This window comes from Serratia sp. EWG9, from assembly GCF_019913725.1.
Classification (GTDB): domain Bacteria; phylum Pseudomonadota; class Gammaproteobacteria; order Enterobacterales; family Enterobacteriaceae; genus Serratia; species Serratia ureilytica.
Window position 1 is genome coordinate 141,620 of sequence record NZ_JADNRO010000003.1, and the last position, 26,903, is coordinate 168,522.

The window sequence follows — 26,903 nt, forward strand, 5'->3', positions numbered from 1 at the left end:
TAGCGCCGCAGCCGCGGGTCAGTTTTTAGAGGTTCCCTCCCCTATGGGATGTGCGCCGGAAAAGAGCCCGGCGCAGCATCTCATTCCGTTTATGCGCCGCGTTGCAGCAGCATGGACTTGATATGCCCGATTGCACGCGTCGGGTTCAAGCCTTTAGGACATACACTGACACAATTCATAATGCTATGGCAGCGGAAAACACTAAAAGCATCGTCCAGATCATCTAAACGTTCTTGCGTTTCCGTGTCACGGCTGTCGATCAGGAAGCGATACGCCGCCAACAGACCGGCAGGCCCGATGAACTTGTCCGGGTTCCACCAGAACGATGGGCACGAAGTCGAGCAGCAGGCGCACAGGATGCACTCGTACAGACCGTCCAGCTTGGCGCGCTGTTCCGGCGACTGCAGGTGCTCACGCGCCGGCGGATTCTTGCCGTCGTTCAGCAGGTATGGCTTGATCTTTTCATACTGGGTGTAGAACTGCCCCATATCCACCACCAGATCGCGCACCACCGGCAGCCCCGGCAACGGACGGATCACGATCTTGCCGTTGCCTTTGCGCAGCGACGAAACCGGAGTGATGCACGCCAGGCCGTTTTTACCGTTCATGTTCAGGCCGTCGGAACCGCACACGCCTTCGCGGCATGAGCGACGGAACGACAGGGTCGGATCTTTTTCTTTCAGCTGGATCAACGCATCCAGCAGCATCATGTCACGGCCTTCTTCCGCTTCCAGGGTGTAGTCCTGCATGTGCGGCGCGTCGTCGACATCCGGATTGTAGCGATAAATGGAAAATTCGAGTTTCATCTGTCGATCTCCGCAATTAGTAAGAACGCACTTTCGGCGGGAATGCCGGGCGCAGCTTCGGTTGCATGTTCACTTCACGACGCGTCATGCTTTCCGATTGCGGCAGATACAGCGAATGGCACAGCCAGTTGGCGTCATCGCGTTCCGGGTAGTCGAAGCGGCTGTGCGCGCCACGGCTCTCGGTACGGAAGTTGGCCGACACGGCGGTGGAATACGCGGTCTCCATCAGGTTATCCAACTCCAGGCACTCGATGCGCTGGGTGTTGAACTCGCTGGAGGTATCGTCCAGGCGTGCGTTCTTCAGACGTTCACGGATCACTTTCAGTTCTTCCAGGCCCTTGGCCATCGCATCGCCTTCGCGGAATACCGAGAAGTTGTGCTGCATGCAAGACTGCAGCGCTTTGCGAATCTCGACCGGGTCTTCGCCGGAACGGGTATTGTTCCAACGGTTCAGACGATCAAGCGAAGCTTCCACGTCGGAGTCGCTGGCGTCACGGCTCACGCCCTGCTCTTCCAACGATTCCTGCAGGTGCATGCCGGCGGAACGGCCGAACACCACCAGGTCCAGCAGCGAGTTGCCACCCAGACGGTTGGCGCCGTGCACCGATACGCAGGCGATTTCGCCCACGGCGAACAGCCCAGGGATCACCACGTCTTCGCCTTTCTCATTTACGGTCAGCGCCTGACCGGTCACCTTGGTCGGAATGCCGCCCATCATATAGTGACAGGTTGGGATAACCGGGATCGGCTCTTTCACCGGATCGACGTGCGCGAAGGTGCGGGACAGCTCCAGAATGCCCGGCAGACGGGATTCCAGCACCTCTTTGCCCAGGTGATCCAGCTTCAGCTTGGCGTGCGGGCCCCAAGGACCGTCGCAGCCGCGGCCTTCGCGGATTTCGATCATGATCGAACGGGCAACCACGTCGCGCCCCGCCAGATCTTTGGCGTTCGGCGCATAACGCTCCATGAAGCGCTCGCCGTGTTTGTTCAACAGGTAACCGCCTTCGCCGCGGCAGCCTTCGGTCACCAGCACGCCCGCGCCGGCGATGCCGGTCGGGTGGAACTGCCACATTTCCATGTCCTGCACCGGCACGCCGGCGCGCAGCGCCATGCCGACACCGTCGCCGGTGTTGATGTGGGCGTTGGTGGTGGACTGGTAAATACGGCCTGCGCCGCCGGTCGCCAGCACGGTGGCCTTGGCTTTGAAGTAAACCACTTCACCGGTTTCGATGCAGATAGCCGTGGTGCCGACCACCGCGCCGTCCTGGTTTTTCACCAGATCGAGCGCATACCACTCAGAGAAAATGGTGGTGTGGTTTTTCAGGTTCTGTTGGTACAGGGTGTGCAGGAGCGCGTGGCCGGTACGGTCGGCGGCGGCGGCGGTACGCGCCGCCTGCTCGCCGCCGAAGTTCAGCGACTGGCCGCCGAACGGGCGCTGATAGATGCGGCCGTCGTCCAGGCGAGAGAACGGCAGACCCATGTGTTCCAGTTCCAGAATCGCTTCCGGGCCGGTTTTACACATATATTCGATGGCGTCCTGGTCACCGATATAGTCGGAACCTTTCACCGTGTCGTACATATGCCATTCCCAATTGTCCTCGTGGCTGTTGCCGAGCGCGACGGTGATGCCGCCCTGGGCGGACACGGTATGGGAACGGGTCGGGAAAACTTTGGACAGCAGGGCACAGGTCGAGCCCGCTTGGGAAATTTGCAGCGCGGCACGCATGCCCGCACCGCCGGCGCCGATTACGACGGCATCAAACTCTCTGACTGGCAGTTTCATTTAAGCACCCCACACTACGATTGTTCCGTACAGTAAATAGACCAGCAACGCGACCACGACAGCCAGCTGCAACACCAGGCGAACCGCCAGCGGCTTGACATAGTCCGTCAGCACCTGCCACAGCCCGATCCAGGCGTGAACCAGAATCGACAGCAAGGTCAGCAGAGTGAACACTTTCGTAATGGAAGTGGCGAAGAAACCGCGCCAGATGTCATAAGTGAGTTCCGGAGCCGTGACGAAAAAGCCCAGGATATACAGGACGTACAGGGTGATGATGATAGCGGAAGCACGCAGCAGCAGCCAATCGTGCACGCCGTTGCGCCCTAATGCAGAAACGTTGTTTACCATACGAGGACTCCAGCCAGAACTGACAGCACGACGGTCAGACCGATCGCCACCTGGGCGGAACGGGTGCCGGCGGCCAAACTCTCTTCGATGTAGCCAAAATCCATTAACAAGTGACGGATGCCACCGCAAATGTGATAGGCCAGCGCCGTGAGGATGCCCCAGAATATGAATTTGACGATGAAGCTATTCATGATGGCGGCCGCCTGCAGGAACCCCTCTTGGGAAGAGAGTGACAGGCCCAGCAGCCAGAGGAGGATACCCACGGCAACGAAGGTAATTACGCCAGAGACTCGGTGTAAGATAGACGCTATCGCAGTTACGGGGAACCGGATCGTTTGCAGATCCAAGTTGACAGGTCGTTGTTTTTTCACGTATTTGCCCACACAGCTCTTATTATTTTCCTTCCTCCGGGCCTGGGCGGGGATCAGACAGCGTTAAGAGCCTAAAACCCTTACACGTCACGCGCTCAAACATCAACATCCTCTGTGCTCAAACGGCGCGCATTTATAACGCTGGGTGCTCCTACTTCAGGGTAATCCGGAGACCTGGCGGCAGTATAGGAGGATCACATTCTGATTACAATTCTCATACAACCGCTTTGATAACATTTCCCCCGAACAGTGATTCAGATCACGGATTTCACAATTAGTGCAAAATTAATTATCTGATTTGACAAGAGATCAACATTTCCATTACATATAGGGGCACAAACGGTCCTATGATGCGCTACGGGTCAGCAGATACACTTCCCCCCGGGTTCGAGTTATGCAACAGTGTATTTGGCGAACCTATCCCAATAGCCGTTGTTTCCCGCTCGATTTTGCCGGCGTCAAAAAGCAAATAAAGCAAATAAAAACAGTTTATTGGGATAGGTTCACATCTCTTCGAACAGCTCATAGGTAAGATTAACAGACTATAACGAATTACTCTGAATCGTTAACAACTGGTCACCCGTCTCGTTCGCCTGGTCAGCACTCTGTACCCTACCCGCGCACAGTTGCGCAGTCGCTCACAGAGTTAGCGTCCGCACCATTTTTTGCGGGCAACCTGCAGAGATTTAAGGTATTTCAGTTGTTAGTGGTTTTTAAAATAAGGCGCTAAGGAGACAGTAAATGACTGATAAGAAAGCGACGCTAACCATTAACGACAGCGAAGCTCCGATCGAACTGGGCGTATTGACACCGACACTGGGCCCTGATGTCCTCGATGTCCGCGCTCTGGGTTCCAAAGGTTATTTCACATTTGATCCCGGCTTTACCTCCACCGCTTCTTGCGAATCCAAGATTACCTTCATCGACGGCGACAAAGGCGTGCTGCTGCACCGCGGCTTCCCTATCGAACAGCTGGCGAAAGAATCTTCCTACCTGGAAGTGTGCTACATCCTGCTGTACGGCGAGACCCCGACGCCGGAAGAGTTCGAGACCTTCAAAACGACCGTTACCCGTCACACCATGATCCACGACCAGATCACCCATCTGTTCCGTGGCTTCCGTCGCGACTCGCACCCGATGGCGGTGCTGTGCGGCGTGACCGGCGCGCTGGCGGCGTTCTACCACGATGCGCTGGACGTCAACAACGAGCGTCACCGTGAAATCACCGCGTTCCGTCTGCTGTCCAAAATGCCGACCGTAGCCGCGATGTGCTACAAATACTCCCTGGGCCAGCCGTTCGTTTATCCGCGCAACGATCTGTCCTATGCCGGCAACTTCCTGCACATGATGTTCGCCACCCCGTGCGAAGAGTACGTGGTGAACCCGGTATTGGAACGCGCCATGGATCGCATCCTGATCCTGCACGCCGACCATGAGCAGAACGCCTCTACCTCGACCGTGCGCACCGCCGGCTCTTCCGGTGCCAACCCGTTCGCCTGCATCGCGGCCGGCATCGCCTCCCTGTGGGGGCCGGCGCACGGCGGCGCCAACGAAGCGGCGCTGAAAATGCTGGAAGAGATCAAGACCGTCGATCACATTCCGGAATTCATCAAGCGCGCCAAGGACAAGAACGACTCCTTCCGCCTGATGGGCTTCGGCCACCGCGTGTACAAGAACTACGATCCGCGCGCCACCGTGATGCGCGAGACCTGTCACGAAGTGCTGAAAGAGCTGAACAAGAAGGACGACAACCTGCTGCAGGTGGCGATGGAGCTGGAGCACATCGCGCTGAACGACCCGTACTTCATCGAGAAGAAACTGTACCCGAACGTCGACTTCTACTCCGGCATCATCCTGAAGGCGATGGGCATTCCTTCTTCCATGTTCACCGTGATCTTCGCCATCGCGCGCACCATCGGCTGGATCGCGCACTGGAACGAAATGCACGACGAAGGCATCAAAATTGCCCGTCCGCGTCAGCTGTACACCGGCTATGCCGAGCGTGATTTCAAATCCCAGCTGAAAACCAAGTAAGCCGCTTCCCCGGCTGAAACCGCACAGCGCCGCCCCTTCGGGCGCGTTTTTTTGCTTATTTCTGGCAGCCCGGGCACCAATAAAACGGCCGCGACGACAGGTCGGTGCGCACAATCATCGCGCCGCAGCGCTCACAGGGCTCGCCGCTGCGATGAAACACCTTGAAGCGAAACAGCGCGCCGTGATGGCGGTTCTCATCCGCCTGCCCACGCGTCTGATAGGAAAGACGCGGCACCGCCAGCAGCGCCTCCGCCAGACGCCAAAGCGCTTCCGGCGCCAGATCCTGCGGTTTGTGCTGCGGCGCCAGTTCGGCCTGCCACAGAATTTCGGCGCGCAGATAATTGCCCAATCCGGCGAGAAACGCCTGGTCGAGCAGCATGCCGCCCAGCTGCCTGCGGCGAAAACGCGGCGTCAGCAAACGCTCCTGCACCTCATCCACCGTCAACGTCATGTCCAGCACGTCGGGGCCGATGCGTTGCAGGAACGGGTGCTGTTCTATCTCCTCGCGCGGCCCGACGGTGATGTCGGACGCGCTGTAGAGCAATATTGCGCTGCGAGCGGTTTCCAGGCGCACCCGCAGATCGCGCTTGGTCTCCGGCGTCTCTCCCGCCGCCGCCACTTTCCATACGCCGTACAGCTGGTTATGGCTGTACATCGTCAGCCCATTGGAAAAGTGGGTCAACAGCGCCTTGCCGCGCGGCTCGATGGCGACGATGCGCTCGCCGAGCAAATGCTGGCGGTAGTGCTTCAACTGGGGAAAAGCGAAATCGACGGCGGTCAGCGGCTGATCGATCACCGCCGCCGCCAGTTTGTCCGCCGCCCGGCGGATCTCCGGTCCTTCCGGCATAGACCACTCCTTGCGTAGAACCGGCGCAGCCCGATGCGCCGGGGATTCTCTTGATTAATGCGTCGCGCCGCCCACCACTTTCAGATCGTGTTCCACCTGCAAAGCGATGGAAACGGCCAGCTCCAGCGCAAACAGCACCGTCGAAGCCGCCATGCTCGGCGCGCCGGGGTGCGCCGCCGCCTGCTCAGGCAGATACGGGATATGGATAAAACCGCCCTTCACCTCGCGCTGGCCGCTCAAACGGTGCAGCAGCCCATACATCACATGGTTGCACACGTAGGTGCCGGCAGTCTGCGAAACGGCGGCCGGAATGCCGGCCTCGCGCATCGAACTCACCATCGCTTTGATCGGCAAAGTGCTGAAATAGGCCGCCGGACCGCCGGCGACGATCGGCTCATCCACCGGCTGCTGCCCCTGATTGTCGGGAATACGCGCATCGTCGACGTTGATCGCCACCCGTTCAATCGTGATATCGGTGCGGCCGCCGGCCTGGCCGATAGCCAGCACCATCACCGGCTGCACCTCGTCGATCGCCGCATTGAGCGCCTCCAGCGCGGCGCCGAACACGCACGGCAACTGGCGCGCCACGATACGCGTGCCCACCAGTTCCATATCGTTGAGCTGCTTCACCACTTCCCAGGAGGGATTGAGGCGCTCGCCGCCAAACGGCTCGAAGCCGGTAATCAATACTTTTTGCATCCTTACTCCTACAGGAACATCAGGAAATACAGCAGGAACACGTTAACCAACAGCAGCAGCACGCCGGTCGGCACCTGCGCTTTGATCACCGCATTCTTGTCCGGCAACTCCAGCAGCGCCGCCGGCACAATGTTGAAGTTCGCCGCCATCGGCGTCATCAGGGTGCCGCAATAGCCGGAGAACATGCCGATCGCCGCCATCACCGCCGGGTTGCCGCCGTGCTGCAACACCAGGATCGGAATGCCGATGCCGGCGGTAACGATCGGGAAAGCGGCGAAGGCGTTGCCCATCACCATGGTCAGCACCGCCATACCGATAGCGTAGACCGCCACGGCGATAAAGCGGTTATCGACCGCCAGATATTCCTGGGTCAAATGCGAGATCGCGGTACCAACGCCGGCGACGGTAAACAGCAGCCCCAGCGTGGCGAGGATCTGCGGCAGAATGAACGCCCAGCCGATCGAATCCAGCAGGCGCCGCGCTTCCTGTATCGGCTGCAGCGCCTTCTCATGGGTCATTGTCACCGCGATCGCCAACCCGATCAGGCAGCCGACGGTCATCGAGAACAGGGTGATCAGCGTCGCGTGGTTACCGCTGCCGAATACCGCGTTTTGCAACGCCGGCACGTTGTTGAACAGCAGCACGCCGACCACCGTCACCACCGGGATCGCCAGCGCGGGAATGAACAGCTTGTTGCCCAGGCGCTTGGCGCTCGCCTCGCGCTCCTGCGGCGTCCGCTGGTGATAGCTGCCGAGGCGCACGCCGCCGAAGCCGGCAATCAGGGCCATCACCACCACCACCGCGCCAACGATGATATGCAGCATGCGTTTTTCGTTACTGCCCTCGCCCAGTACATCGCTCAGCAGGCGATAAGTCCAGTCGCCGACCAGGAATACCAGGCCGTACAGCCCCCAAAACAGCCCGGTGGTGATGCGGCGCGGGTTGGCGCGATCGCGCCAGGACATCACCGCCACAATCAGCAGCACCGCGCCGGCCAGCCAGTAAAGGTATTGTTGCTGGAAGTTCATCGCGCTTCCCCCTTCGCCTGCAGCGCCGCCTGATTCAGCTGCGCCAGCTCGGCGCTCAGCTGTTTATCCATCCGATACAGCCGGAACGCGTGGATCAGGAAAGCGAAAATGGCGGTCGGAATGCCCCACAGCGCGATATGCAGCGGCTCGGTCTGAATGCCGCCGGACTCCAGCATAAAGTTATGCATGAAGATGATCGCACCGAAGGCCACGAAGATATCCTCGCCGAAGAACAGCCCGACGTTGTCGGTAGCGGCCGACATGGCGCGCAGGCGGTGGCGGGTACGCTCCGGCAGCTCGCCGTAGCGGTTTTCCGTCGCCCCTTCCGCCATCGGCGCCAGCAGCGGCCGCACCATCTGCGGATGCCCGCCCAGGCTGGTCAGCCCCATCGCCGCGGTGATCTCGCGCACGAACAGGTACACGATCAGCAAACGGCCGGCGGTGGCGCTTTTGATCTTGGCGATCCACGCCTGCGCCCGCTCTTTCAGCCCGTGACGTTCCAGCAGGCCGATCACCGCCAGCGGCAGCAGCAGGATCAGCGGCAGGTTTCGGGTATTGAGAAAGCCCTCGCCGAGCTTTTCCAGAATGACGTCCAGCGGCATCAGCGCCGCCAGACCGGTGATGATGCCGGCGGCGATCACCACCAGCACCGGATTGAAACGCAATATAAACCCGACCACGATCGCGGCAATGCCGATCAGTGGCCAGAGATTCACGGCCTGTTCCATAGTCTTCCCTCGATATTTTCTAATAATTTTTTGTTTGTGATGTTGTGTCTTGCTTTACTGCTCTGCGCTGACGCGGATGCCCTGTTGAACAAAACTGTCCCGCAGCTTGCGCGCATACGCCAGCGCATGCTCGCCGTCCCCGTGCAGGCAGACGGTCTCCGCCTGTACGGCGGTCCAAACGCCATCGACGCTGCGCACCCGGTGATGGCGCACCATCTCCAGGGTTTGCGCCAGCGCTTGTTCGTCATCCTCGATCAATGCCCCCGGCAAACCACGCGGCACCAGCGTGCCGTCGGCCTGATAACCGCGATCGGCGAACACCTCCTGCCGGGTGGTCAGACCGAGCCGTTGCCCGGCGCGGATCAGCTCGCTGCCGGCCAGCCCCACCAGCCGCAGCGCCGGATCGACCGCCTGCACCGCCCGGGCGATGGCTTCTGCCAGTGCCGGCTCAACCGCCGCCTGGTTGTACAGCATGCCGTGCGGCTTAACGTGCACCATCACCCCGCCCTCGGCGCGGGCGATGGCCGCCAGCGCCCCGAGCTGATACACCACCTGCGCGTACACCGTTTCCGGCGGCAGCTGCATGCGAGTGCGGCCGAAATTCTCCGATCGGGAAAACTCGGGTGGGCGCCGATCGCCACGCCGTACTGCAATGCCCAGCGCACCGACTGACGCATGGTCTGCGCATCGCCGGCGTGGAAGCCGCAGGCGATGTTGGCCGAGCTCACCAATTGCAACAGCGCCTGGTCGTTGGCGCAGCCTTCGCCGAGATCGGCGTTCAAATCAACGATCATGTAACCCCCAGGCAATCTGTCGAAGGAAAAGATCCTGCTCGGCCTTGGCGCGCTGCGCCTCGGCCAGTGAACAGAGAACGAAATGGATCGGTTCGCCGAGACGGATCTGCGCCAAATGGTAAAGATCGGCTTCGATCACGCAGGCGATGCGCGGGTAACCGCCGGTGGTTTGCGCATCGGCCATCAACACGATCGGCTGGCCGTTGTGCGGCACCTGCACCACGCCGGGCATCAGGCCGTGCGACAGCATCTCTCTGTCGGTGGTGCGTGCCAGCGGCGTGCCGCCGTGCAAACGGTAGCCCATGCGATTGCTCTGCGGGCTGAGCTGCCAGGCGGCGCGCCAAAACGTATCTTGCGCCTCTTCGCTGAATTCGGCGTACTCCGGCCCCGGCAACGCACGGATGCGATTGGTGAACAGCAACTGCTTCACGCCACAGCGGGTTTGCGGTTCAGCGGCGGATTTGCCCAGCGGCAACCGATCGCCGTCCTTCAGATTACGCCCCTCGCACCCGCCAAAAGCGGCTTTCATGTCGGTGCTGCGCGAGCCCAGCATTTCCGGCACGGCGATACCGCCGGCGATCGCGAGATAACTGCGCATGCCGCGCTTCGGCGTGCCCAGCACCAGCCGCTGCCCCTTTTTCACCGGGTAGCGCCAGCCGGTCCACAGCGGCTTACCGTCCAGCTGCGCGTCGCAGCCGGCGCCGGTCAGGGCGATCCAGCCGGGACGGGTAAACTCGGCGCTGAACTGGCCGAGCGTGATCTCCAGCCCGGCGGCCTCCGGCGCGTTGCCCACCAGCAGGTTGGCGATCTTCAGCGCCGGTTGATCCAACGCGCCGCCGGTACTGATGCCCAGACGGCGAAATCCTTCACGGCCCAAATCCTGCACCGTGGTATAGATGCCGGCGCGCAGAATAATCAGCATACGCCCTCCTTCTGCGGCACAAAGCGTACGCTATCGCCCGGGCGCAGCAGCGTCGGCGGCATTTCATGGGGATTGAACAACGCCAGCGGCGTGCGGCCGATCAGCTGCCAGCCGCCGGGCGTCGCCAGCGGATAGATGCCGGTCTGGCCGCCGCCGATACCGACGGAGCCGGCCGCCACCGCCAGACGCGGTTCGGCGCGGCGCGGCGTCGCCAGTTTTTCCGGCATGCCGCCCAAATAGGAGAAGCCCGGCTGAAAGCCGAGAAAATAGACCACGTAAGCCGCCGTCGCGTGGCATTCCACCACCTGTCGCGGCGTCATGCCGGTATGGCGCGCCACTTCATCCAGATCAGGGCCCTGTTCCCCGCCGTAGACAACCGGGATCTCCACCTGACGCGACTCCGGCGTCAGGCGCTCTTTGCTTTCCCACCCCTGCTGCAGTAACGCGAGCATCGCTTCGGCGTCGGCCTGCGGCGTATGCAACAGCAGCGTCAGGTTGTTCATTCCCGGCACCACTTCCCGCACGTCAGGATGATGATTCAGCTTTTCCGCCAGCGCCCAGATGCGCTGCTGGCTCGGCAACGTCACCGGCGGTGACAGTTCAAGCACTACCGCTCTTTCACCTAAAAGGTAATAACGCGCTTGTTGCACCCTTATTCTCCTTATTATTATCGCGCTGAAAAACACACCAGTTATGCGTGACGCAGCCCCGGCTGTCAATAGAACGCAACCATAAGGAAAATAAGGAAATAGCGCGGTAAAAGGATTCAGCCGGCGCGCAGGCCGGGCTGGATCCGACGCAGAAAAAAATCAGGCGGGATTCGGGATATCGATAAAGGTCACATCAAAACCGTGGTGCTGAGCCAGCCATTCCCCCAGCGCTTTCACGCCGCCGCGCTCGGTTGCGTGGTGGCCGGCGGCAAAGAAATGCACGCCCATTTCGCGCGCGCTGTGAATGGTCTGCTCAGACACTTCTCCGCTGATGAAAGCATCGACGCCGAAGCGCGCCGCGCTGTCGATAAAGCCCTGGCCGCCGCCGGTGCACCAGGCCACTCGGCGAATATGCTCAGGCGCGTTATCGCCGCAGTGCAGCACCGCGCGCCCCAGCCGGCTTTCGATGCGCTGTTGCAGCGCTTCGCCGGTCAGCGGCTGTTCGAATTCCCCGTGCGGCACCAGCGGCTCGACGTCGCCAATCACCCGAATGCCCAGCGCCTGCGCCAGCTGCGCGTTGTTGCCCAGCACCGGATGCGCGTCCAGCGGCAAGTGGTAGCCGTACAGATTGATGTCGTGGGTCAACAGCGTTTTCAGACGGTTGCGCTTCATGCCGCACACCGCCGGCGCCTCGTTTTTCCAGAAATAGCCGTGATGCACGATGATCGCGTCGGCCTGATGCGCCACCGCGGCGTCCAACAGCGCCTGACAGGCGGTGACGCCGGTCACGATGCGCTGCACGTGCGGGCGCCCTTCCACCTGCAATCCATTGGGGGCATAGTCCTGAAACGCCGCGGCGTTCAGTTCCGTGTTGATCAGTTGTTCCAGATCGAGGTTACGCATTCTCTTCTCTCTTCATAGTCAAAATGTCTGCCGATCGCCCTGCGCCATCAGGATGAATTTCACCCCCAGATCGTTGCCCTGCGCCAGCTGCTGCGCAATGGCGGCGCGCGCGTCTTCGCCCTGCTTCAGGCTCGGTTTGATGTGGCTGATCACCACCGGCAGACCGTTCAGCGAGCCTTCGCCGCCGCTGTACTGCGTCAGGTTCTTCAGCTCCTTCAGCAGCCAGGCCGGCGTCAGATGGCCGTACAGATGTTTGTCCTCCACCCCGTTAGGGTAAGAGGTTTCGATAATCATGCCCTTGAGCTTTTTCTGCTCGACAAGCGGCCCCAGCACGCGCCACACGGCATCGAGATCGCGCGACTGCTCCACCTTGTCCGGCCCGGTATCGCCGAAGTAGGCGAAGAACTCGTTGCCGTTGGAAATCAGCAGCATTGACGACGGGTAGCGATCGTGGCTGAGCGGGTACATCACGCCGGTCAACCCGGTCAGGCCGAGGGTAAAACGCTGCTGCGGCCGCACCGTTTGCAGCCGGTAGGTGCCCAGCCGCGAGCCGTTGCCGGCGTCGGTAAAGTTCGGCCAGGCCTTCCAGTTGAAGTAATGGTTGCGCAGGGTCAGCACGGTGTCCGCCTGGGCGTAAACGGTTTTTTTATTATCTTCGGGCGAGCCGACGATCAGCCCCGCCACGTGGTCCAGATGGCCGTGGCTGATGAAATAGCCGCCGATCAACTGCCGGAACACATAGCCCTGCGGCGTGTAAGGCGCGGCCAGCTCGGGGGTCACCTGCGGGAAACTGCCCTTCTCCAGCCCTTTGGCGATGCCCGGCAGCAGCGAGCCGGCGTCCAGCGCCACATACTGCGGCTGATTATCGCTGCGGATCAGATAAGAGGTCAGGTTGCCGTCGCTGACGCCGCCGTCGACGCCCAGCGCCACCACGTCAAAGCCGGCGATCGCCAGCGCGGAATAGCCGCTCAGGCACAGGGCCAGCACCTTTTTCATCATTACGTCGCTCCTTGCAGTTGCCTCAAGACTCTCCCCGTTTCGCCGCCTCGAACGCCGCCAACGTCTCCACGCGGGCTTGTTTGTGATCGACGATCGGCAGCGGGTAGTTCAGCGTACGGCGCTGCTTTTCCGCCCAGCGGTGGGGGTAATGGATGTCATTGTCGGGCACATCCGCCAGTTCCGGCAACCATTTACGGATGAAAGTGCCTTGTGGATCAAAACGTTCACCCTGGGTGGTCGGGTTAAAGATGCGGAAATACGGCGCGGCGTCGGTGCCGGTGGAGGCCGCCCACTGCCAGCCGCCGTTATTGGCCGCCAGATCCCCGTCCAGCAGTTGCGACATGAAATAGCGCTCCCCGGCGCGCCAGTCGATCAGCAGATCCTTCACCAGAAAACTGGCGCTGATCATGCGCAGCCGGTTGTGCATCCAGCCGGTAGCGTTCAGTTGGCGCATGGCGGCATCGACGATCGGATAGCCGGTTTCGCCCCGCTGCCAGGCCTGCAGCTTCGCCGCGTCAGCGCTCCAGCGCACCTTGTCCGTCCAGGCGATAAAGGGACGATGGCGGCACAGCTCGGGGTAGGCCACCAGCAGGTGGCGATAGAACTCGCGCCAAATCAACTCGTTCAGCCAGGCGAAAGCGCCGCTCTCGCGATCTTCCAGCAGCTGCGGGCATTCGGCGCGCAGGCGGTTAAAACACTGGCGCGGCGACAGCGCGCCGATCGCCAGATAGGGCGACAGGCTGCTGGTGCCGGCGATGGCGGGCAGATCGCGCTGCCGAAGGTAATCTTGCACCTGCTCACGACAAAAGGCGCGCAGCCGCTGCAGCGCGGCCTCCTCGCCGGCGGGATAATCATCCCCGATGTCCGCCGCGGGATAATCGAACGCCGCAGGCGCCTCAGGCGCAGGCAACGCGCCATCGGCACGGATCTTCGGCGCCGGCAGGCAGCTCACGTCGGACTCAGTCAGGCGCTGAATGAAGGCGTTGCGAAACGGCGTATAAACCTTGTACATCTCGCCGCCGCCGGTTAGCACGCTGCCCGGCGGCAACAGCAGGCTGTCATCAAAACCGTGGCACGTTACCCGTCCATTCAACTGCTGCTCCAGCCGCGCATCGCGTCGCCGTTCATTCAGTTCGTACTGGCGGTTGTAAAATAGCGCGTCCACCTGCTCTCGCCGGCAATACTCCGCCAGCCAGTCGATCGACGCGGCAAAGTCCGTGCCGGCATGGCAATGCAGCGCAATGCCCTTTTGCGCCAGCGCCTGCTGTACCGCCCGCAGGCTGGCGTGGATCAGCGCCGCCTGCCGCGGCGCCATCTCATGTTCCCGCCACTGCTGCGGGGTGGCGATAAACACCGCCAGTACCCGGGCTTTGGGATCGCTGCAGGCAGCGTGCAGCGCTTTGTTGTCGGTGATACGCAGATCGTTACGCAACCAGACCAGATGCGTGGTCATAAAATTCCCTTGTCAATCAATGGCCGTAACGCAAACGCAGCGCCTCCGGATAAGGTTCGAAATAGCGTTGTTCCGCCAAATAACTGTCGGGGTATTCCGCCATGTAATGCTTAAGCAAGGCGATCGGCGCCAGCAGCGGCTGCATGCCCTGCCGGTAGCGGTCGATCAGGTGCGCCAGCTCCTGGCGCTGCGCCGCGCTGAGCTGGCGGCGGAAGTAACCCTGCACGTGCATCAGCACGTTGGTATGGTTGCGGCGCGTCGCCTTGTGCGCCAACAGCGCCATCAGGCGGCTGCGGTACTCCACGGCGAAGTCTTCCAGCGAGTCCCAGCGATGAATGTCGGCGACGAAACGCCCCAGTTCGCGGTACGCCGGCTGCGAATGCGCCAGCAGCGACAGCTTGTAGCGGCTGTGAAACGCGATCAGCCCGCCGCGGGTCAGCCCCTGACGCCATAGCATGTTCAACTCATACAGCGCGTACACTCGCTCGATAAAGTTTTCCCGCAGCGCCGCATCCTGCAAACGCCCATCCTCTTCCACCGGCAGCCACGGCATCTGGCGCAGCAGCTCGGCGGTAAACAGCCCGACGCCGTTTTTACGCGAGTCCTTGCCGTCCTCGCTGTAGACCCGCACCCGCTCCAGGCCGCAGCTCGGCGACTTGGCGCAGACGATGTAACCGCACAGGTGCTGCAACGCGGCCACGCGCTGCGCGGAGAAACTGCGCATCTCCTCGGTCAGATCCACGCCGGCATCGTTGCTGTAGCGCATCGCCGGCCACGGCTGCGCCTGTTTCACCAGGCGCAGCGCCGGGCGCGGCGTGGGCAGGCCGATCGCCATTTCCGGGCATACGGGCTCAAAGCGCACATAGGGCGCCAACTGTTCCACCGCGAAGGCCAGCCGCTTGTGGCCACCGTCGAAACGCACCGCGTCGCCCAGTAAACAGGCGCTGATGCCGATAGGGATCTTGTCACTCATACCGTTCTCTCGTGGTGTTGGTCGATGGGGAAAGTGTAGAAGAATGGCTTGCCAAATACGACCTTGCGCTTGACGGCAGCGGGCTTGGGGCATAAAAAAACCCCCGCCGCAGGGCGAGGGTTGTTCGTGAGTCGGCAGTGACTCAGTAGAAGTCGCAGGACGCCAGTTCCGCCTGCTGCAGCCAGACCGGTTTATCGCTGGTTTTTGACCAGACGCGGTGCAGGTAGCTGTAAAAACGCCCGCGATCGCTGCGGAACAGCATCACCGGCAGGGCCAAAATGCCCGCGATCACCACTGCGCTGCGGCGCAGGAGAATCCGATGCAGTGAATAAGCGTGATAGGTCGTAGACATGCGAACCTCCTTAAAAACGCCTGCCGTTGATTTGTCAGGGAAAACGGCGTGGGCGTATCAAATGAACAATCGGTAATTTGGTAACTGGACAAAATTTTAGCGCACTTGATGAAAGTTTACTACTCATCCGACCACTAAATCACACAAAAAATCGCCAATCACCGCGGCGATTCGTAATTTTGTTACAATCAAGTTAATTTTTAACTTAACATTGGTTACGCTGTGGTTATTATCCGGTTCCTGCTTCCACGCCGCTGCCCTTGCTTATTCACTCATCAGGCGCAATCTCGCCGCCAACCTGCTGGTTGAAATGCTCAATTTTCGCTGAAATTTCAGCCATTTTTATACTTTTTTTACACCCGCTCGCGCGATTTTTTCATCTTCTTTCTACCCCGCTCCCTACACTGCCTCTATCAAAAACAACACCTCTGGAGGTGTCCCGTGAGTTTCAGCGTTATTGGTGGTGCGCTGTTGGTTCTGCTGCTGTTGGCCTATCTGGTCTACGCCCTGTTTAACGCGGAGGATTTCTGATGGCGGCTTCAGCCTTTTTACTGATCGCCAGTTTCCTGCTGGTGCTTCTGCTGCTGGCCCGGCCGCTGGGCGGTTTTATGGCGCGCCTGATCGAAGGTGAGCCGCTGCCTGCGCTGCGCGCAGTGGAAGCCGGCGTCTGGCGCGCCTGCGGCATCCGCCCCACCGAGATGAATTGGTGGCAGTACGCGCTGGCGATCTTGGCGTTTAACCTGCTCGGCCTGGCGCTGCTGTTCGCCCTGCTGATGGCGCAGGGCTCACTGCCGCTCAACCCGCAAGGCTTCCCTGGCCTCTCCTGGGATCTGGCGCTCAACACCGCCGTCAGCTTCGTCACCAACACCAACTGGCAAGCCTACAGCGGTGAAAGCGCCCTCAGCTATTTCAGCCAGATGGCCGGGCTGGCGGTGCAGAACTTCGTTTCCGCCTCCACCGGCATCGCCGTGGCCTTTGCGCTGATCCGCGCCTTTACCCGCCGCGCCGGCAAGACCGTCGGCAACGCCTGGGCCGATCTGTTTCGCATCACGCTGTATGTGCTGCTGCCGATCGCGCTGCTGATCGCCCTGTTCTTCGTCAGCCAGGGCACGCTGCAAAACTTCCTGCCTTACCTGCACGTCACCACGCTCGAAGGCGCGCAGCAGACGCTGCCGATGGGGCCGGTGGCCTCGCAGGAAGCGATCAAAATGCTCGGCACCAACGGCGGGGGGTTCTTCGGCGCCAACTCGGCGCACCCGTTCGAAAACCCGACCGTGTTGACCAACTTCGTGCAGATGCTGGCCATCTTCCTGATCCCTTGCGCGCTGTGCTTCTCTTTCGGACAACTGGCCGGTGAAAACCGTCAGGGCCACGCGCTGATCTGGGCGATGGCGCTGATCTTCGTGGTGGCGGTGGTGGTGGTGATGTACGCCGAGCTGGCGGGCAACCCGCACCTGAGCGCGCTGGGCGCCGACAGCAACATCAATATGGAAGGCAAAGAGTCGCGCTTCGGCATTCTCGCCACCAGCCTGTTCTCGGTGGTGACCACCGCCGCGTCCTGCGGGGCGGTCAACGCCATGCACGACTCCTTCACCGCGCTGGGCGGCATGGTGCCGATGTGGCTGATGCAGATCGGTGAAGTGGTGTTCGGCGGCGTCGGCTCCGGCCTGTACGGCATGCTGCTGTTCGTGCTGCTGACGGTGTTTATCGCCGGTCTGATGATCGGCCGCACCCCGGAATATCTGGGCAAAAAGATCGACGTTTACGACATGAAGATGACCGCGCTGGCGATCCTGGTCACGCCGGCGCTGGTGTTGCTGGGCAGCGCGCTGGCTATCGGCACCGACGCGGGCCGCGCCGGCATCCTCAATCCGGGCGCCCACGGCTTCAGCGAAGTGCTGTATGCCCTGTCCTCCGCCGCCAACAACAACGGCAGCGCCTTCGCCGGGTTGAGCGTCAATACGCCGTTCTACAACCTGCTGCTGGCCTTCGCCATGTTCGTCGGCCGCTTCGGGGTGATCCTGCCGGTGCTGGCGATCGCCGGTTCGCTGAGCGCCAAGCCACGCCAGCCGGCGGGCAACGGCACCCTGCCGACCTATGGGCCGCTGTTTATCGGCCTGCTGATCGGCACCGTGCTGCTGGTGGGCGCGCTGACCTTCGTGCCGGCGCTGGCGCTGGGCCCGGTGGCCGAGCATTTGCAACTTTGGTTGGCAAACTAACAGACGTCACAGAGAGAGAATAAGAGATGACTCGCAAACAACGCGCGCTGTTTGAACCGGCTCTGGTGCGCACCGCGCTGATCGATGCGGTGAAAAAACTGGACCCTCGCGTTCAATGGCGCAACCCGGTGATGTTCGTGGTGTATATCGGCAGCCTGCTGACCACCGCCATCTGGCTGGCGATCCTCGCCGGCCAAACCGACGGTGCCGCCGCCTTTACCGGCAGCGTCTCCCTGTGGTTGTGGTTCACCGTGCTGTTCGCCAACTTCGCCGAGGCGCTGGCCGAAGGCCGCAGCAAGGCCCAGGCGGAAAGCCTGAAAGGCACCAAGAAAACCAGCTGGGCGAAAAAACTGGCCGGCCCGCGCCGCGACGGCGCCACGGAGAAAGTGGCCGCCGAGAACCTGCGCAAAGGCGATATCGTGCTGGTGGAAGCCGGCGACACCATTCCGTGCGACGGCGAAGTGCTGGAGGGCGGTGCCTCGGTGGATGAAAGCGCCATCACCGGGGAATCCGCCCCGGTGATCCGCGAATCCGGCGGGGACTTCTCCTCGGTCACCGGCGGCACCCGCGTGCTGTCCGACTGGCTGGTGGTGCAGTGCAGCGTCAACCCAGGGGAAACCTTCCTCGATCGCATGATCGCCATGGTGGAAGGCGCCAAACGCCGCAAAACGCCGAACGAAATCGCGCTGACCATCCTGCTGGTGGCGCTGACCATCGTGTTCGTGTTGGCCACCGCCACCCTGTTCCCGTTCTCGCAATACAGCGTCGAGGCGGCCGGCAGCGGCAGCGTGGTCACCATCACCGTACTGGTCGCGCTGCTGGTTTGCCTGATCCCCACCACCATCGGCGGCCTGCTGTCCGCCATCGGCGTGGCCGGGATGAGCCGCATGCTCGGCGCCAACGTGATCGCCACCAGCGGCCGCGCGGTGGAAGCCGCCGGCGACGTGGACGTGCTGCTGCTGGATAAAACCGGCACCATTACGCTGGGCAACCGTCAGGCTTCGGAGTTCCTGCCAGCGCCGGGCGTGAAAGAACAAGAGCTGGCGAACGCCGCGCAGCTGGCTTCGCTGGCGGACGAAACGCCGGAAGGCCGCAGCATCGTGGTGCTGGCCAAACAGCGCTTTAACCTGCGCGAGCGCGATCTGCAGGCGCTGAACGCCACCTTCGTGCCCTTCTCCGCCCAGACTCGCATGAGCGGCGTCAACGTGCAGGAGCGCATGATCCGCAAAGGCGCGGTGGACGCCATTCGCCGTCACGTCGAAACCAATCAGGGGCACTTCCCGCGGGCGGTGGACGATCTGGTGGAAAGCGTGGCGCGCACCGGCGGCACGCCGCTGGTGGTGGCGGAAGGCGCCCGGGTGCTGGGCGTGGTGGCGTTGAAGGATATCGTCAAGGGCGGCATCAAAGAGCGCTTCAATGAGCTGCGCAAGATGGGCATCAAAACGGTGATGATCACCGGCGATAACCCGCTGACCGCGGCGGCGATCGCCGCCGAAGCCGGGGTGGACGACTTCCTGTCGGAAGCCACGCCGGAAGCCAAACTGGCGCTGATCCGCCAGTATCAGGCGGAAGGCCGTCTGGTGGCGATGACCGGCGACGGCACCAACGACGCCCCGGCGCTGGCGCAGGCCGATGTGGCGGTGGCGATGAACTCCGGCACCCAGGCCGCCAAAGAGGCGGGCAACATGGTCGATCTGGATTCCAACCCGACCAAGCTGATCGAAGTGGTGCATATCGGCAAACAGATGCTGATGACGCGCGGTTCGCTGACCACCTTCAGCATCGCCAACGACGTGGCCAAGTACTTCGCCATCATTCCGGCGGCGTTCGCGGCCACCTATCCGCAGCTGAACGCGCTGAACGTGATGCACCTGCACTCCCCCGCCTCCGCCATCATGTCGGCGGTGATCTTCAACGCCCTGGTGATCGTGTTTCTGATCCCGCTGGCGCTGAAAGGGGTGAGCTACAAACCGATGAGCGCCGCGGCTCTGCTGCGCCGCAACCTGTGGCTGTACGGGGTCGGCGGTCTGCTGGTGCCGTTCGTCGGCATCAAACTGATCGACCTGATCCTGGTCGCGCTGCACGTCGCCGGTTAACCATTGAGGGAAATGAACATGACGTATTTACGACCTGCGCTGGTGATGTTGATCCTGCTGACGCTGCTCACCGGCATCGCCTATCCGCTGCTGACCACCGGGCTGGCGCAGCTGCTGTTTTCGGGCGCGGCCAACGGTTCGCTGCTGTACCAGGGCGACAAAGCGGTCGGCTCCGCGCTGATCGGCCAGAACTTCACGCGCGCCGACTATTTCTGGGGCCGCCCGTCGGCGACCGGCGATTCAGCCTATAATCCACTGGCCTCCGCCGGCAGCAACCTGGCGGCCACCAACCCGGCGCTGGATAAGGCTATCGCCGAACGCGCGGCGCAGCTGCGCCAGGCCAATCCAGCCATGAACGGCCCGATCCCGGTGGATCTGCTGACCGCCTCCGGCAGCGGGCTGGATCCGCAGATCTCGACCGCTGCGGCGCGGTATCAGCTGGCGCGGGTCGCGGCGGCACGTCATCTGCCGCCGGAACAGGTCGCCAAACTGATCGAAGACAACACCGATCGGGCCACGCCCAACTTCATGGGCGAATCGGTGGTCAACGTGTTGAAGCTGAACCTGGCGCTGGATGCGTTGAAGTAACGCGCCGTATTCAGCATAGTGATAGGGTTCGGCATGCCGAACCCCTTTTTGCTTGGTAACACAAGGAATTGTCATGGTCGAAGAAGAACAGCAGCGTCCCGATCCCGATAGCCTGCTGGCGCTGGCCAATGAAAAACCGCGCGGCCGGTTGAAGGTATTCTTCGGCGCCTGCGCCGGCGTAGGCAAAACCTACGCCATGCTGCAGGAGGCCCAGCGTTTGCGCGCACAGGGGCTGGATGTGCTGGTCGGCGTGGTGGAAACCCACGGCCGCAGCGAGACCGCCGCCCTGCTCGACGGCCTGGCGCTGTTGCCGCAAAAGCGCATCCAGCATCGCGGGCGACTGGTGCATGAATTCGACCTCGACGCCGCGTTGGCGCGCCATCCGGCGCTGATCCTGATGGACGAACTGGCGCACAGCAACGCCCACGGTTCGCGCCACCCCAAACGCTGGCAGGATGTGGAAGAGCTGCTGGACGCCGGTATCGACGTGCTGACTACCGTCAACGTACAACATTTGGAAAGTCTGAACGACGTGGTGGGCGGCGTGACCGGCGTGCGGGTGCGCGAAACGGTGCCCGACCACGTGTTTGACGAGGCCAGCGAAGTGGTGCTGGTCGATCTGCCGCCGGACGATCTGCGCCGACGGCTGCACGAAGGCAAAGTGTATATTCCCGGTCAGGCCGAGCGCGCCATCGAGCATTTTTTCCGTAAAGGCAACCTGATCGCCCTGCGCGAGTTGGCGCTGCGCCGCACCGCCGATCGGGTCGATGACCAGATGCGCGAGTTTCGCGACACCCAGGGACGCGAGAAAGTGTGGCACACCCGCGACAGCATTCTGCTGTGCGTCGGCCACAACAGCGGCAACGAAAAGCTGGTGCGCATCGCCGCCCGGCTGGCGGCGCGGCTCGGCTGCCACTGGCATGCGGTCTACGTGGAAACCCCCAAGCTGCACCGGCTGCCGGAAAACCAGCGCCGCGCCATTCTGCGCGCGCTGCGGCTGGCGCAGGAGCTGGGCGCCGAAACCGCCACCCTGGCCGATCCGTCCGAAGAGCGCGCAGTGCTGCGCTACGCCCGCGAGCATAACCTCGGCAAAATCATCATCGGCCGCCGCAGCGAGCAGCGCTGGAAGCTGCGCGGCAGTTTCGCCGATCGCCTCGGCCGCCTGGGCCCGGATCTCGATCTGGTGATCGTCGCGCTGGACAGCGACGCCGTACAGCCGCCGCCGGGCAAGGAGCACGACGGCCGCAGCTTCAATGAGAAATGGCGCATGCAGCTGCGCGGCTGCGCGGTGGCGGTGGCGCTGTGCGCGCTGATCACCCTGCTCTCGCAGTGGCTGCTGCCGGGCTTCGATCAGGCCAACCTGGTGATGGTCTACCTGCTCGGCGTGGCGATCGTCGCGCTGTTCTTCGGCCGCTGGCCATCGGTGCTGGCGGCGGTGATCAACGTCGCCAGTTTCGATCTGTTCTTCGTTCAGCCCGAATGGTCGTTCGCCGTCAGCGATATGCAGTATCTGCTGACCTTCGGCGTGATGCTCGCCGTCGGCATCATCATCGGCAACCTGACCGCCGGGGTGCGTTATCAGGCCCGGGTGGCGCGCTATCGCGAGCAGCGGGCGCGCCATCTGTACGAAATGTCACGCGGGCTGAGCCGCGCGCTGACCGTGGCCGACATCGCCAACACCAGCCGTCATTTCCTCTCCAGCAGCTTCCAGGCGAAAACCGTGCTGCTGCTGCCGCAGGAAGACGGCCGGCTGCAGCAAATGATCGGCGAGGAAGGCGGGCTGCTGTCGGTAGACGAAGCCATCGCGCGCTGGAGTTTCGATAAAGGCTTGCCGGCCGGCGCCGGCACCGACACCCTGCCCGGCGTGCCTTACCAACTGCTGCCGCTCAATACCCCCAAACAGACCTTCGGCCTGTTGGCGATCGAACCCAACAACCTGCGCCAGCTGATGGTGCCGGAACAACAGCGGCTGCTGCAAACCTTCGCAGTGCTGATCGCCAGCGCGCTGGAACGGCTGCACCTGGCGCGCAGCGCCGAAGAAGCCAAGCTGGACGCCGAACGTGAACAGCTGCGCAACTCGCTGCTGGCGGCGCTGTCGCACGATCTGCGCACCCCGCTGACCGTGTTGTTCGGCCAGGCGGAAATTCTCACGCTGGACCTGGCGGCCGAAGGCTCCAATCACGCCACCCAGGCCAGCCAGATCCGCCAGCAGGTGCTGAGCACCACCCGGCTGGTGAACAACCTGCTGGATATGGCGCGCATCCAGTCTGGCGGTTTCAGCCTGCGTAAAGAGTGGCAGTCGCTGGAAGAGATCGTCGGCGCTTCGCTGCACATGCTGGAGCCGCTGCTCAGCCAGCATCCGATCGAGGTCGATCTGCCGCCGGAACAGATCCTGGTCAACTGCGACGGCAGCCTGCTGGAACGGGTGTTCACCAACCTGTTGGAAAACGCCAATAAATACGCCGGCGCCGAGGCCACCATCGGCATTCGCGCCCGCACGCTGCCCGAGTGGCTGGAAGTCGAGGTCTGGGATAACGGCCCCGGCATCCCCGCCGATCAGCTGCAGCTGATTTTCGACAAGTTTTCACGCGGCAATAAAGAGTCGGCGATCCCCGGCGTCGGCTTGGGGTTAGCGATTTGTCGTGCCATTATTGAAGTGCATGACGGCCGCATCTGGGCGGAAAACGGCGCCAACGGCGGCGCCAGCTTCCGCTTCGTGCTGCCGCTGGAAAAACCGCCCGAGATCGACGGCGACGCCTTCGATCTGTAATCAACGCAGGGGAAACGTGAGCATAACGCCAACCAACATTCTGATTGTTGAAGATGAAAAAGAGATCCGCCGCTTCGTGCGCACCGCGCTGGAGAGCGAAGGCCTGCGGGTGTTTGAAAGTGAAACGCTGCAGCGCGGGTTGATTGAAGCCGGCACGCGCAAACCGGATCTGATCATTCTTGATTTGGGCTTGCCGGACGGCGACGGGCTGAGCTACATCCGCGATCTGCGGCAGTGGAGCGCCATTCCGGTGATCGTGCTCTCGGCGCGCAACGCCGAAGAGGACAAGATCGCCGCGCTGGACGCCGGCGCCGACGACTATCTCAGCAAACCGTTCGGCATCGGTGAGTTGCTGGCGCGGGTGCGGGTCGCGCTGCGTCGCCACTCGGCTAGCCAACAGGAAAGCCCGCTGGTGAGCTTTTCGGCGATTACCGTCGATCTGGTGAATCGCCGGGTGCTGCGCAACGACGAAGATCTGCATCTGACGCCGATCGAGTTTCGTCTGTTGGCGGAGCTGCTGGCCAACGCCGGCAAGGTGATCACCCAACGCCAGCTGTTGAGCCACGTCTGGGGGCCGAACTACGTGGAGCACAGCCACTATCTGCGCATCTACATGGGCCATTTGCGGCAGAAGCTCGAAGCCGATCCGGCCCGGCCCAAACACCTGCTGACCGAAACCGGCGTCGGCTATCGCTTCATGCCTTAACCCCGGAGGGCGCGGTTTGCCGCGCCTTTATGCCGCCGGGCCCTTCTTCAACCCGACCATAAATTCCTTAAACGCCTCGCGCAGCGGAGCGAACACCGGGTGTTTGCGGTTTTCGATCATCACTTCGGAGAACAGCTTCAACCCCACGGCAAAGGCCGCGCTCTGCTCGGGGCCGAAGTTCAGATCGTCACGCGCCCGAATGCGTTCGACGATCTCGAGAATATCGTCGTGGTTGCTCACCTCAAAACTCAGCGGCGCTTTCTCGACGGGATTGCCCTGGCGATCGCTCAGGGCTTCAACGGTAATGTTAAAACGGTGGCCGGGCATCAGTTCTTCTCCTGTTGCGAAGGTTGAATCTGCATTTCGCTTTCGATCGCCGCCACGGCGGTCAGCAACGCGGCGTTGATGCGCTCCACCTGCTGCGGCGTAAGATCGGCGCGCATCACGTTGCCGCGCAGCAGGCTGCGCAGACGGTTCATGGCGTCGTAGATGCCTTCCGCCAGGTTGCCGTGCCGATGACGCTCGCGGCCGGCGCCCGCCAGACGCGCCAGAATGACCTCAACCACCTGTTGATGCTTTTGCAGCTCGCTCTCACCCGCCGCGGTGATGCGGTAGCTTTTGCGGCCGTTGCCGGTGGTGAGCGGTTCGAGGAAATCCTGCTCTTCCAGCAGCGTCAGCGTGGGGTAAATCACCCCCGGGCTCGGCACGTACAGGCCGGATGACGCTTCCTCGATCGCCTTGATCAATTCGTACCCGTGACTGGGCTTGCGCGCCACCAGCGCCAGCAGCACCAGGCGCAGATCGCCGTGTTCGAACAGACGATGACGCCCGCCCCGGCCGCCGCGCCCACCCCGGCCGTGCTCTTCGCCTTCGCCACCGAAGTGATGGCGCCCGCCGCGATGACGACGGCCCTCTTCGCATTCATGGTGATGATGATGCCGGTGTAAACCTAATCGATGAAACATAAGGTGAGACCTCGCTTTAGTAGGGAACATCAATACGAGGTTGTTTAGATATATCTAAACAGCATCGATAGCGCTAATCTAGATCGATATATCTAAATGCGCAAGTGCGTGCCGTGAAAAAGATATATCTAAATAGCGCCCATAAAAAAAGCGCTGTAAAAACAGCGCTTTTTATCAATCAAGAAAAGTGATTACTTGGCGGAAGCCAGCACTTCGCTGACGATCTCGACCGCTTCGTGCTCAATCTTCTCGCGGTGCTCCGCCCCGAGGAAGCTCTCGCAGTAGATCTTGTAAGCCTCTTCGGTGCCGGAAGGACGAGCCGCGAACCAACCGTTGTCGGTCATCACTTTCAGGCCGCCGATCGACGCGCCGTTGCCCGGCGCTGCGGTCAGACGTGCGGTGATCGGGTCCCCGCCCAGCGTACTGGCCTTGACCATCTCCGGCGACAGCTTGGACAGCGCCGCTTTCTGTGCATGGGTTGCCGGCGCCTGGATGCGGTTGTAGCTTGGCGCGCCGAAGCGCTTGGCCAGATCGTCATAGTGATGCTGCGGGTTCTCACCGGTTACCGCGGTGATTTCAGCCGCCAGCAGGCACATGATGATGCCGTCTTTGTCGGTCGACCACGGCTGGCCGTTGAAGCGCAGGAACGAGGCCCCGGCGCTCTCTTCGCCGCCAAAGCCCAGGCTGCCGTCGAACAGACCGTCCACGAACCACTTGAAGCCGACCGGCACTTCCACCAGCTTGCGGCCCAGATCGGCCACCACGCGATCGATCATCGCGCTGGACACCAGCGTTTTACCCACCGCAACATCGGCGCCCCATTGCGGGCGATGCTGGAACAGGTAGTTGATGGCTACCGCCAGATAGTGGTTCGGGTTCATCAGCCCCTTCGGCGTGACGATGCCGTGGCGGTCGTAATCCGGATCGTTGGCGAACGCCAAATCGAATTTGTCGCGCAGCGCCAGCAGGCCGGCCATCGCCGACTCCGACGAGCAGTCCATGCGGATGATGCCGTCGTGATCCAGGTGCATAAAGCGGAACGTCTGATCGATGGAATCGTTCACCAGCGTCAGATCCAGCTTGTAGTGTTCCGCCACCCGCTGCCAATAGGCGATGCCGGAACCGCCGAGCGGATCCACGCCCAGCTTCAGGCCGGCGCGTTGGATGGCCGGCATGTCGACCACCTCCACCAGCCCTTCGACGTAAGGCTGCACCAGATCTTTGGCGTGCAGGTGGCCGCTGTTCCAGGCCTTGTCCAGCGACTGACGCTGCACGCCTTTCAACTGCTGCGCCAGCAGTTCGTTGGCACGCTTTTCGATCACCGACGTCAGGTTGGTGTCAGCCGGGCCGCCGTTCGGCGGATTGTATTTGATGCCGCCGTCTTCCGGCGGGTTGTGGGACGGCGTAATGACGATGCCGTCGGCCTGCGCGCCGCCGCGGCGGTTGTGGCACAAAATGGCGTGCGATACCGCCGGCGTTGGCGTGAAGCCGTTGTTTTCCTGCACGATCACATCAACGCCGTTGGCGGTCAGCACTTCCAGCACGGAAATAAAGGCCGGCTCGGACAGCGCATGGGTGTCTTTGCCCACGTAGCACGGGCCGCTGGTGCCCTGCTGATGACGAACTTCGGCGATCGCCTGAGCGATGGCGAGGATGTGCGCTTCGTTGAAGCTGTGGCGCTGCGCGCTGCCGCGGTGGCCGGAGGTGCCAAACTTCACCGCATGTGCGGCATTGCCGGCTTCCGGTTGCAGCACATAGTACTGCGACGTCAGCTGGGCTACGTTAATCAGATCGCTTTGACGGGCGGGCTGCCCGGCACGTGGATTATTCGCCATCGACATATCTCCCTCATCCCTGTCGGTGACCGGG

General features: G+C 62.0%; 25 protein-coding genes and 1 pseudogene. 7 read left to right on the forward strand and 19 right to left on the reverse strand.

The genetic code is table 11. From position 1 onward, the window contains the following. Positions 1-89: 89 nt before the first annotated feature. From ITX55_RS08900 to sdhC, 4 genes are read right to left on the reverse strand one after another with little or no spacing between them, the layout of a single operon-like run. Complete coding sequence (locus tag ITX55_RS08900) at positions 90-806, reverse strand: succinate dehydrogenase iron-sulfur subunit (RefSeq protein WP_015376975.1); 717 nt, start codon at positions 804-806, stop codon at positions 90-92. A 16-nt stretch (positions 807-822) separates the two neighbouring features. Further along, positions 823-2,589: a succinate dehydrogenase flavoprotein subunit gene (sdhA, locus tag ITX55_RS08905; RefSeq protein ID WP_015376974.1), complete on the reverse strand. Its 1,767-nt coding sequence runs from the start codon at positions 2,587-2,589 to the stop codon at positions 823-825. Beyond that, positions 2,590-2,937 (reverse strand): succinate dehydrogenase membrane anchor subunit, encoded by a 348-nt coding sequence (gene sdhD, locus ITX55_RS08910; RefSeq protein WP_004939891.1) that lies wholly within the window; start codon positions 2,935-2,937, stop codon positions 2,590-2,592. Beyond that, a complete protein-coding gene (gene sdhC / locus ITX55_RS08915) occupies positions 2,931-3,320 on the reverse strand; it encodes a succinate dehydrogenase cytochrome b556 subunit (protein WP_004939893.1) in 390 nt (129 codons plus the stop codon). Before sdhC ends, sdhD begins: the two co-directional genes overlap by 7 nt. A gap of 729 nt (positions 3,321-4,049) precedes the next feature. Here sdhC and ITX55_RS08920 point away from each other — a divergent pair. Then, positions 4,050-5,342: a citrate synthase gene (locus ITX55_RS08920; protein ID WP_033642196.1), complete on the forward strand. Its 1,293-nt coding sequence runs from the start codon at positions 4,050-4,052 to the stop codon at positions 5,340-5,342. A gap of 55 nt (positions 5,343-5,397) precedes the next feature. Here the strand turns inward: ITX55_RS08920 and nei are convergent, their stop codons facing one another. The 12 genes and pseudogenes from nei to ITX55_RS08980 all read right to left on the reverse strand — a co-directional run bounded on the left by nei (position 5,398) and on the right by ITX55_RS08980 (position 15,690). Continuing rightward, entirely contained in the window at positions 5,398-6,189 is a 792-nt protein-coding gene (gene nei / locus ITX55_RS08925) for an endonuclease VIII (RefSeq protein ID WP_047025691.1), read from the reverse strand. Between the two features lie 54 nt (positions 6,190-6,243). After that, positions 6,244-6,888, reverse strand: coding sequence for a pyroglutamyl-peptidase I (pcp, locus tag ITX55_RS08930; RefSeq protein ID WP_016928732.1), 645 nt, complete (start codon positions 6,886-6,888; stop codon positions 6,244-6,246). Positions 6,889-6,896: 8 nt separating this feature from the next. Beyond that, entirely contained in the window at positions 6,897-7,916 is a 1,020-nt protein-coding gene (locus ITX55_RS08935; RefSeq protein WP_223085007.1) for a DUF979 domain-containing protein, read from the reverse strand. Further along, positions 7,913-8,644 (reverse strand): DUF969 domain-containing protein, encoded by a 732-nt coding sequence (locus tag ITX55_RS08940; protein ID WP_147880883.1) that lies wholly within the window; start codon positions 8,642-8,644, stop codon positions 7,913-7,915. The genes ITX55_RS08935 and ITX55_RS08940 overlap by 4 nt, the downstream gene beginning before the upstream one ends. 54 nt (positions 8,645-8,698) lie before the next feature. After that, a pseudogene (gene pxpA / locus ITX55_RS08945) lies at positions 8,699-9,438 on the reverse strand (5-oxoprolinase subunit PxpA). Next, on the reverse strand, positions 9,428-10,360 hold the full coding sequence (gene pxpC / locus ITX55_RS08950) for a 5-oxoprolinase subunit PxpC (protein ID WP_015376969.1): 933 nt from the start codon (positions 10,358-10,360) through the stop codon (positions 9,428-9,430). Before pxpC ends, pxpA begins: the two are co-directional and overlap by 11 nt. Beyond that, entirely contained in the window at positions 10,354-11,010 is a 657-nt protein-coding gene (gene pxpB, locus ITX55_RS08955) for a 5-oxoprolinase subunit PxpB (RefSeq protein ID WP_197782184.1), read from the reverse strand. Before pxpB ends, pxpC begins: the two co-directional genes overlap by 7 nt. Positions 11,011-11,169: 159 nt before the next feature. Further along, positions 11,170-11,913: a type 2 GTP cyclohydrolase I gene (locus ITX55_RS08960; protein WP_197782183.1), complete on the reverse strand. Its 744-nt coding sequence runs from the start codon at positions 11,911-11,913 to the stop codon at positions 11,170-11,172. 18 nt (positions 11,914-11,931) lie between these two features. Further along, a complete protein-coding gene (locus tag ITX55_RS08965) occupies positions 11,932-12,912 on the reverse strand; it encodes an MBL fold metallo-hydrolase (RefSeq protein WP_042783859.1) in 981 nt (326 codons plus the stop codon). Positions 12,913-12,934: 22 nt separating this feature from the next. Next, a complete protein-coding gene (phrB, locus tag ITX55_RS08970; RefSeq protein ID WP_072628175.1) occupies positions 12,935-14,365 on the reverse strand; it encodes a deoxyribodipyrimidine photo-lyase in 1,431 nt (476 codons plus the stop codon). Between the two features lie 16 nt (positions 14,366-14,381). Next, complete coding sequence (locus ITX55_RS08975; protein WP_108680283.1) at positions 14,382-15,338, reverse strand: DUF523 and DUF1722 domain-containing protein; 957 nt, start codon at positions 15,336-15,338, stop codon at positions 14,382-14,384. Between the two features lie 142 nt (positions 15,339-15,480). Beyond that, complete coding sequence (locus tag ITX55_RS08980; RefSeq protein WP_004939916.1) at positions 15,481-15,690, reverse strand: YbfA family protein; 210 nt, start codon at positions 15,688-15,690, stop codon at positions 15,481-15,483. A 441-nt stretch (positions 15,691-16,131) separates the two neighbouring features. Here ITX55_RS08980 and ITX55_RS24200 point away from each other — a divergent pair, with 441 nt between their 5' ends. The 6 genes from ITX55_RS24200 (at position 16,132) to kdpE (ending at position 24,069) form a co-directional block, all read left to right on the forward strand. Then, entirely contained in the window at positions 16,132-16,221 is a 90-nt protein-coding gene (locus tag ITX55_RS24200; RefSeq protein ID WP_016928742.1) for a K(+)-transporting ATPase subunit F, read from the forward strand. Continuing rightward, positions 16,221-17,909 carry a potassium-transporting ATPase subunit KdpA gene (gene kdpA / locus ITX55_RS08990; protein ID WP_072628177.1) on the forward strand — a complete coding sequence of 563 codons (1,689 nt, stop codon included), beginning with the start codon at positions 16,221-16,223 and terminating at the stop codon, positions 17,907-17,909. Before ITX55_RS24200 ends, kdpA begins: the two co-directional genes overlap by 1 nt. Before the next feature lie 26 nt (positions 17,910-17,935). Next, complete coding sequence (gene kdpB, locus ITX55_RS08995) at positions 17,936-20,005, forward strand: potassium-transporting ATPase subunit KdpB (protein WP_164057449.1); 2,070 nt, start codon at positions 17,936-17,938, stop codon at positions 20,003-20,005. Positions 20,006-20,023: 18 nt separating this feature from the next. Beyond that, positions 20,024-20,593, forward strand: a complete 570-nt coding sequence (kdpC, locus tag ITX55_RS09000) for a potassium-transporting ATPase subunit KdpC (protein WP_197756041.1) — start codon at positions 20,024-20,026, stop codon at positions 20,591-20,593. Positions 20,594-20,666: 73 nt separating this feature from the next. Continuing rightward, positions 20,667-23,363: a two-component system sensor histidine kinase KdpD gene (gene kdpD / locus ITX55_RS09005; protein ID WP_164107203.1), complete on the forward strand. Its 2,697-nt coding sequence runs from the start codon at positions 20,667-20,669 to the stop codon at positions 23,361-23,363. A 16-nt stretch (positions 23,364-23,379) separates the two neighbouring features. After that, a complete protein-coding gene (kdpE, locus tag ITX55_RS09010; RefSeq protein ID WP_033637458.1) occupies positions 23,380-24,069 on the forward strand; it encodes a two-component system response regulator KdpE in 690 nt (229 codons plus the stop codon). A 27-nt stretch (positions 24,070-24,096) separates the two neighbouring features. Here kdpE and ITX55_RS09015 read toward each other — a convergent pair whose 3' ends face one another. From ITX55_RS09015 to pgm, 3 genes are all read right to left on the reverse strand, one after another. Beyond that, positions 24,097-24,396, reverse strand: a complete 300-nt coding sequence (locus ITX55_RS09015; RefSeq protein WP_033642181.1) for a DUF3861 domain-containing protein — start codon at positions 24,394-24,396, stop codon at positions 24,097-24,099. Beyond that, positions 24,396-25,034 (reverse strand): PadR family transcriptional regulator, encoded by a 639-nt coding sequence (locus tag ITX55_RS09020; protein WP_033651165.1) that lies wholly within the window; start codon positions 25,032-25,034, stop codon positions 24,396-24,398. The genes ITX55_RS09015 and ITX55_RS09020 overlap by 1 nt, the downstream gene beginning before the upstream one ends. A gap of 191 nt (positions 25,035-25,225) precedes the next feature. Then, on the reverse strand, positions 25,226-26,869 hold the full coding sequence (pgm, locus tag ITX55_RS09025; protein WP_033651191.1) for a phosphoglucomutase (alpha-D-glucose-1,6-bisphosphate-dependent): 1,644 nt from the start codon (positions 26,867-26,869) through the stop codon (positions 25,226-25,228). Positions 26,870-26,903: the final 34 nt, after the last annotated feature.

Bases quoted from the DNA above. Each gene is read 5' to 3' on its own strand.
- ITX55_RS08900 (WP_015376975.1), bottom strand. From the start codon at position 806: ATGAAACTCGAATTTTCCATTTATCGCTACAATCCGGATGTCGACGAC.
- ITX55_RS08980 (WP_004939916.1), bottom strand. From the start codon at position 15,690: ATGTCTACGACCTATCACGCTTATTCACTGCATCGGATTCTCCTGCGC.
- pgm (WP_033651191.1), bottom strand. From the start codon at position 26,869: ATGGCGAATAATCCACGTGCCGGGCAGCCCGCCCGTCAAAGCGATCTG.
- sdhD (WP_004939891.1), bottom strand. From the start codon at position 2,937: ATGGTAAACAACGTTTCTGCATTAGGGCGCAACGGCGTGCACGATTGG.
- ITX55_RS08975 (WP_108680283.1), bottom strand. From the start codon at position 15,338: ATGAGTGACAAGATCCCTATCGGCATCAGCGCCTGTTTACTGGGCGAC.
- ITX55_RS09015 (WP_033642181.1), bottom strand. From the start codon at position 24,396: ATGCCCGGCCACCGTTTTAACATTACCGTTGAAGCCCTGAGCGATCGC.
- kdpA (WP_072628177.1), top strand. From the start codon at position 16,221: ATGGCGGCTTCAGCCTTTTTACTGATCGCCAGTTTCCTGCTGGTGCTT.
- phrB (WP_072628175.1), bottom strand. From the start codon at position 14,365: ATGACCACGCATCTGGTCTGGTTGCGTAACGATCTGCGTATCACCGAC.
- ITX55_RS08940 (WP_147880883.1), bottom strand. From the start codon at position 8,644: ATGGAACAGGCCGTGAATCTCTGGCCACTGATCGGCATTGCCGCGATC.
- kdpB (WP_164057449.1), top strand. From the start codon at position 17,936: ATGACTCGCAAACAACGCGCGCTGTTTGAACCGGCTCTGGTGCGCACC.
- pxpC (WP_015376969.1), bottom strand. From the start codon at position 10,360: ATGCTGATTATTCTGCGCGCCGGCATCTATACCACGGTGCAGGATTTG.
- kdpC (WP_197756041.1), top strand. From the start codon at position 20,024: ATGACGTATTTACGACCTGCGCTGGTGATGTTGATCCTGCTGACGCTG.
- ITX55_RS08965 (WP_042783859.1), bottom strand. From the start codon at position 12,912: ATGATGAAAAAGGTGCTGGCCCTGTGCCTGAGCGGCTATTCCGCGCTG.
- kdpD (WP_164107203.1), top strand. From the start codon at position 20,667: ATGGTCGAAGAAGAACAGCAGCGTCCCGATCCCGATAGCCTGCTGGCG.
- ITX55_RS09020 (WP_033651165.1), bottom strand. From the start codon at position 25,034: ATGTTTCATCGATTAGGTTTACACCGGCATCATCATCACCATGAATGC.
- ITX55_RS08920 (WP_033642196.1), top strand. From the start codon at position 4,050: ATGACTGATAAGAAAGCGACGCTAACCATTAACGACAGCGAAGCTCCG.
- sdhA (WP_015376974.1), bottom strand. From the start codon at position 2,589: ATGAAACTGCCAGTCAGAGAGTTTGATGCCGTCGTAATCGGCGCCGGC.
- pcp (WP_016928732.1), bottom strand. From the start codon at position 6,888: ATGCAAAAAGTATTGATTACCGGCTTCGAGCCGTTTGGCGGCGAGCGC.
- nei (WP_047025691.1), bottom strand. From the start codon at position 6,189: ATGCCGGAAGGACCGGAGATCCGCCGGGCGGCGGACAAACTGGCGGCG.
- ITX55_RS08960 (WP_197782183.1), bottom strand. From the start codon at position 11,913: ATGCGTAACCTCGATCTGGAACAACTGATCAACACGGAACTGAACGCC.
- ITX55_RS08935 (WP_223085007.1), bottom strand. From the start codon at position 7,916: ATGAACTTCCAGCAACAATACCTTTACTGGCTGGCCGGCGCGGTGCTG.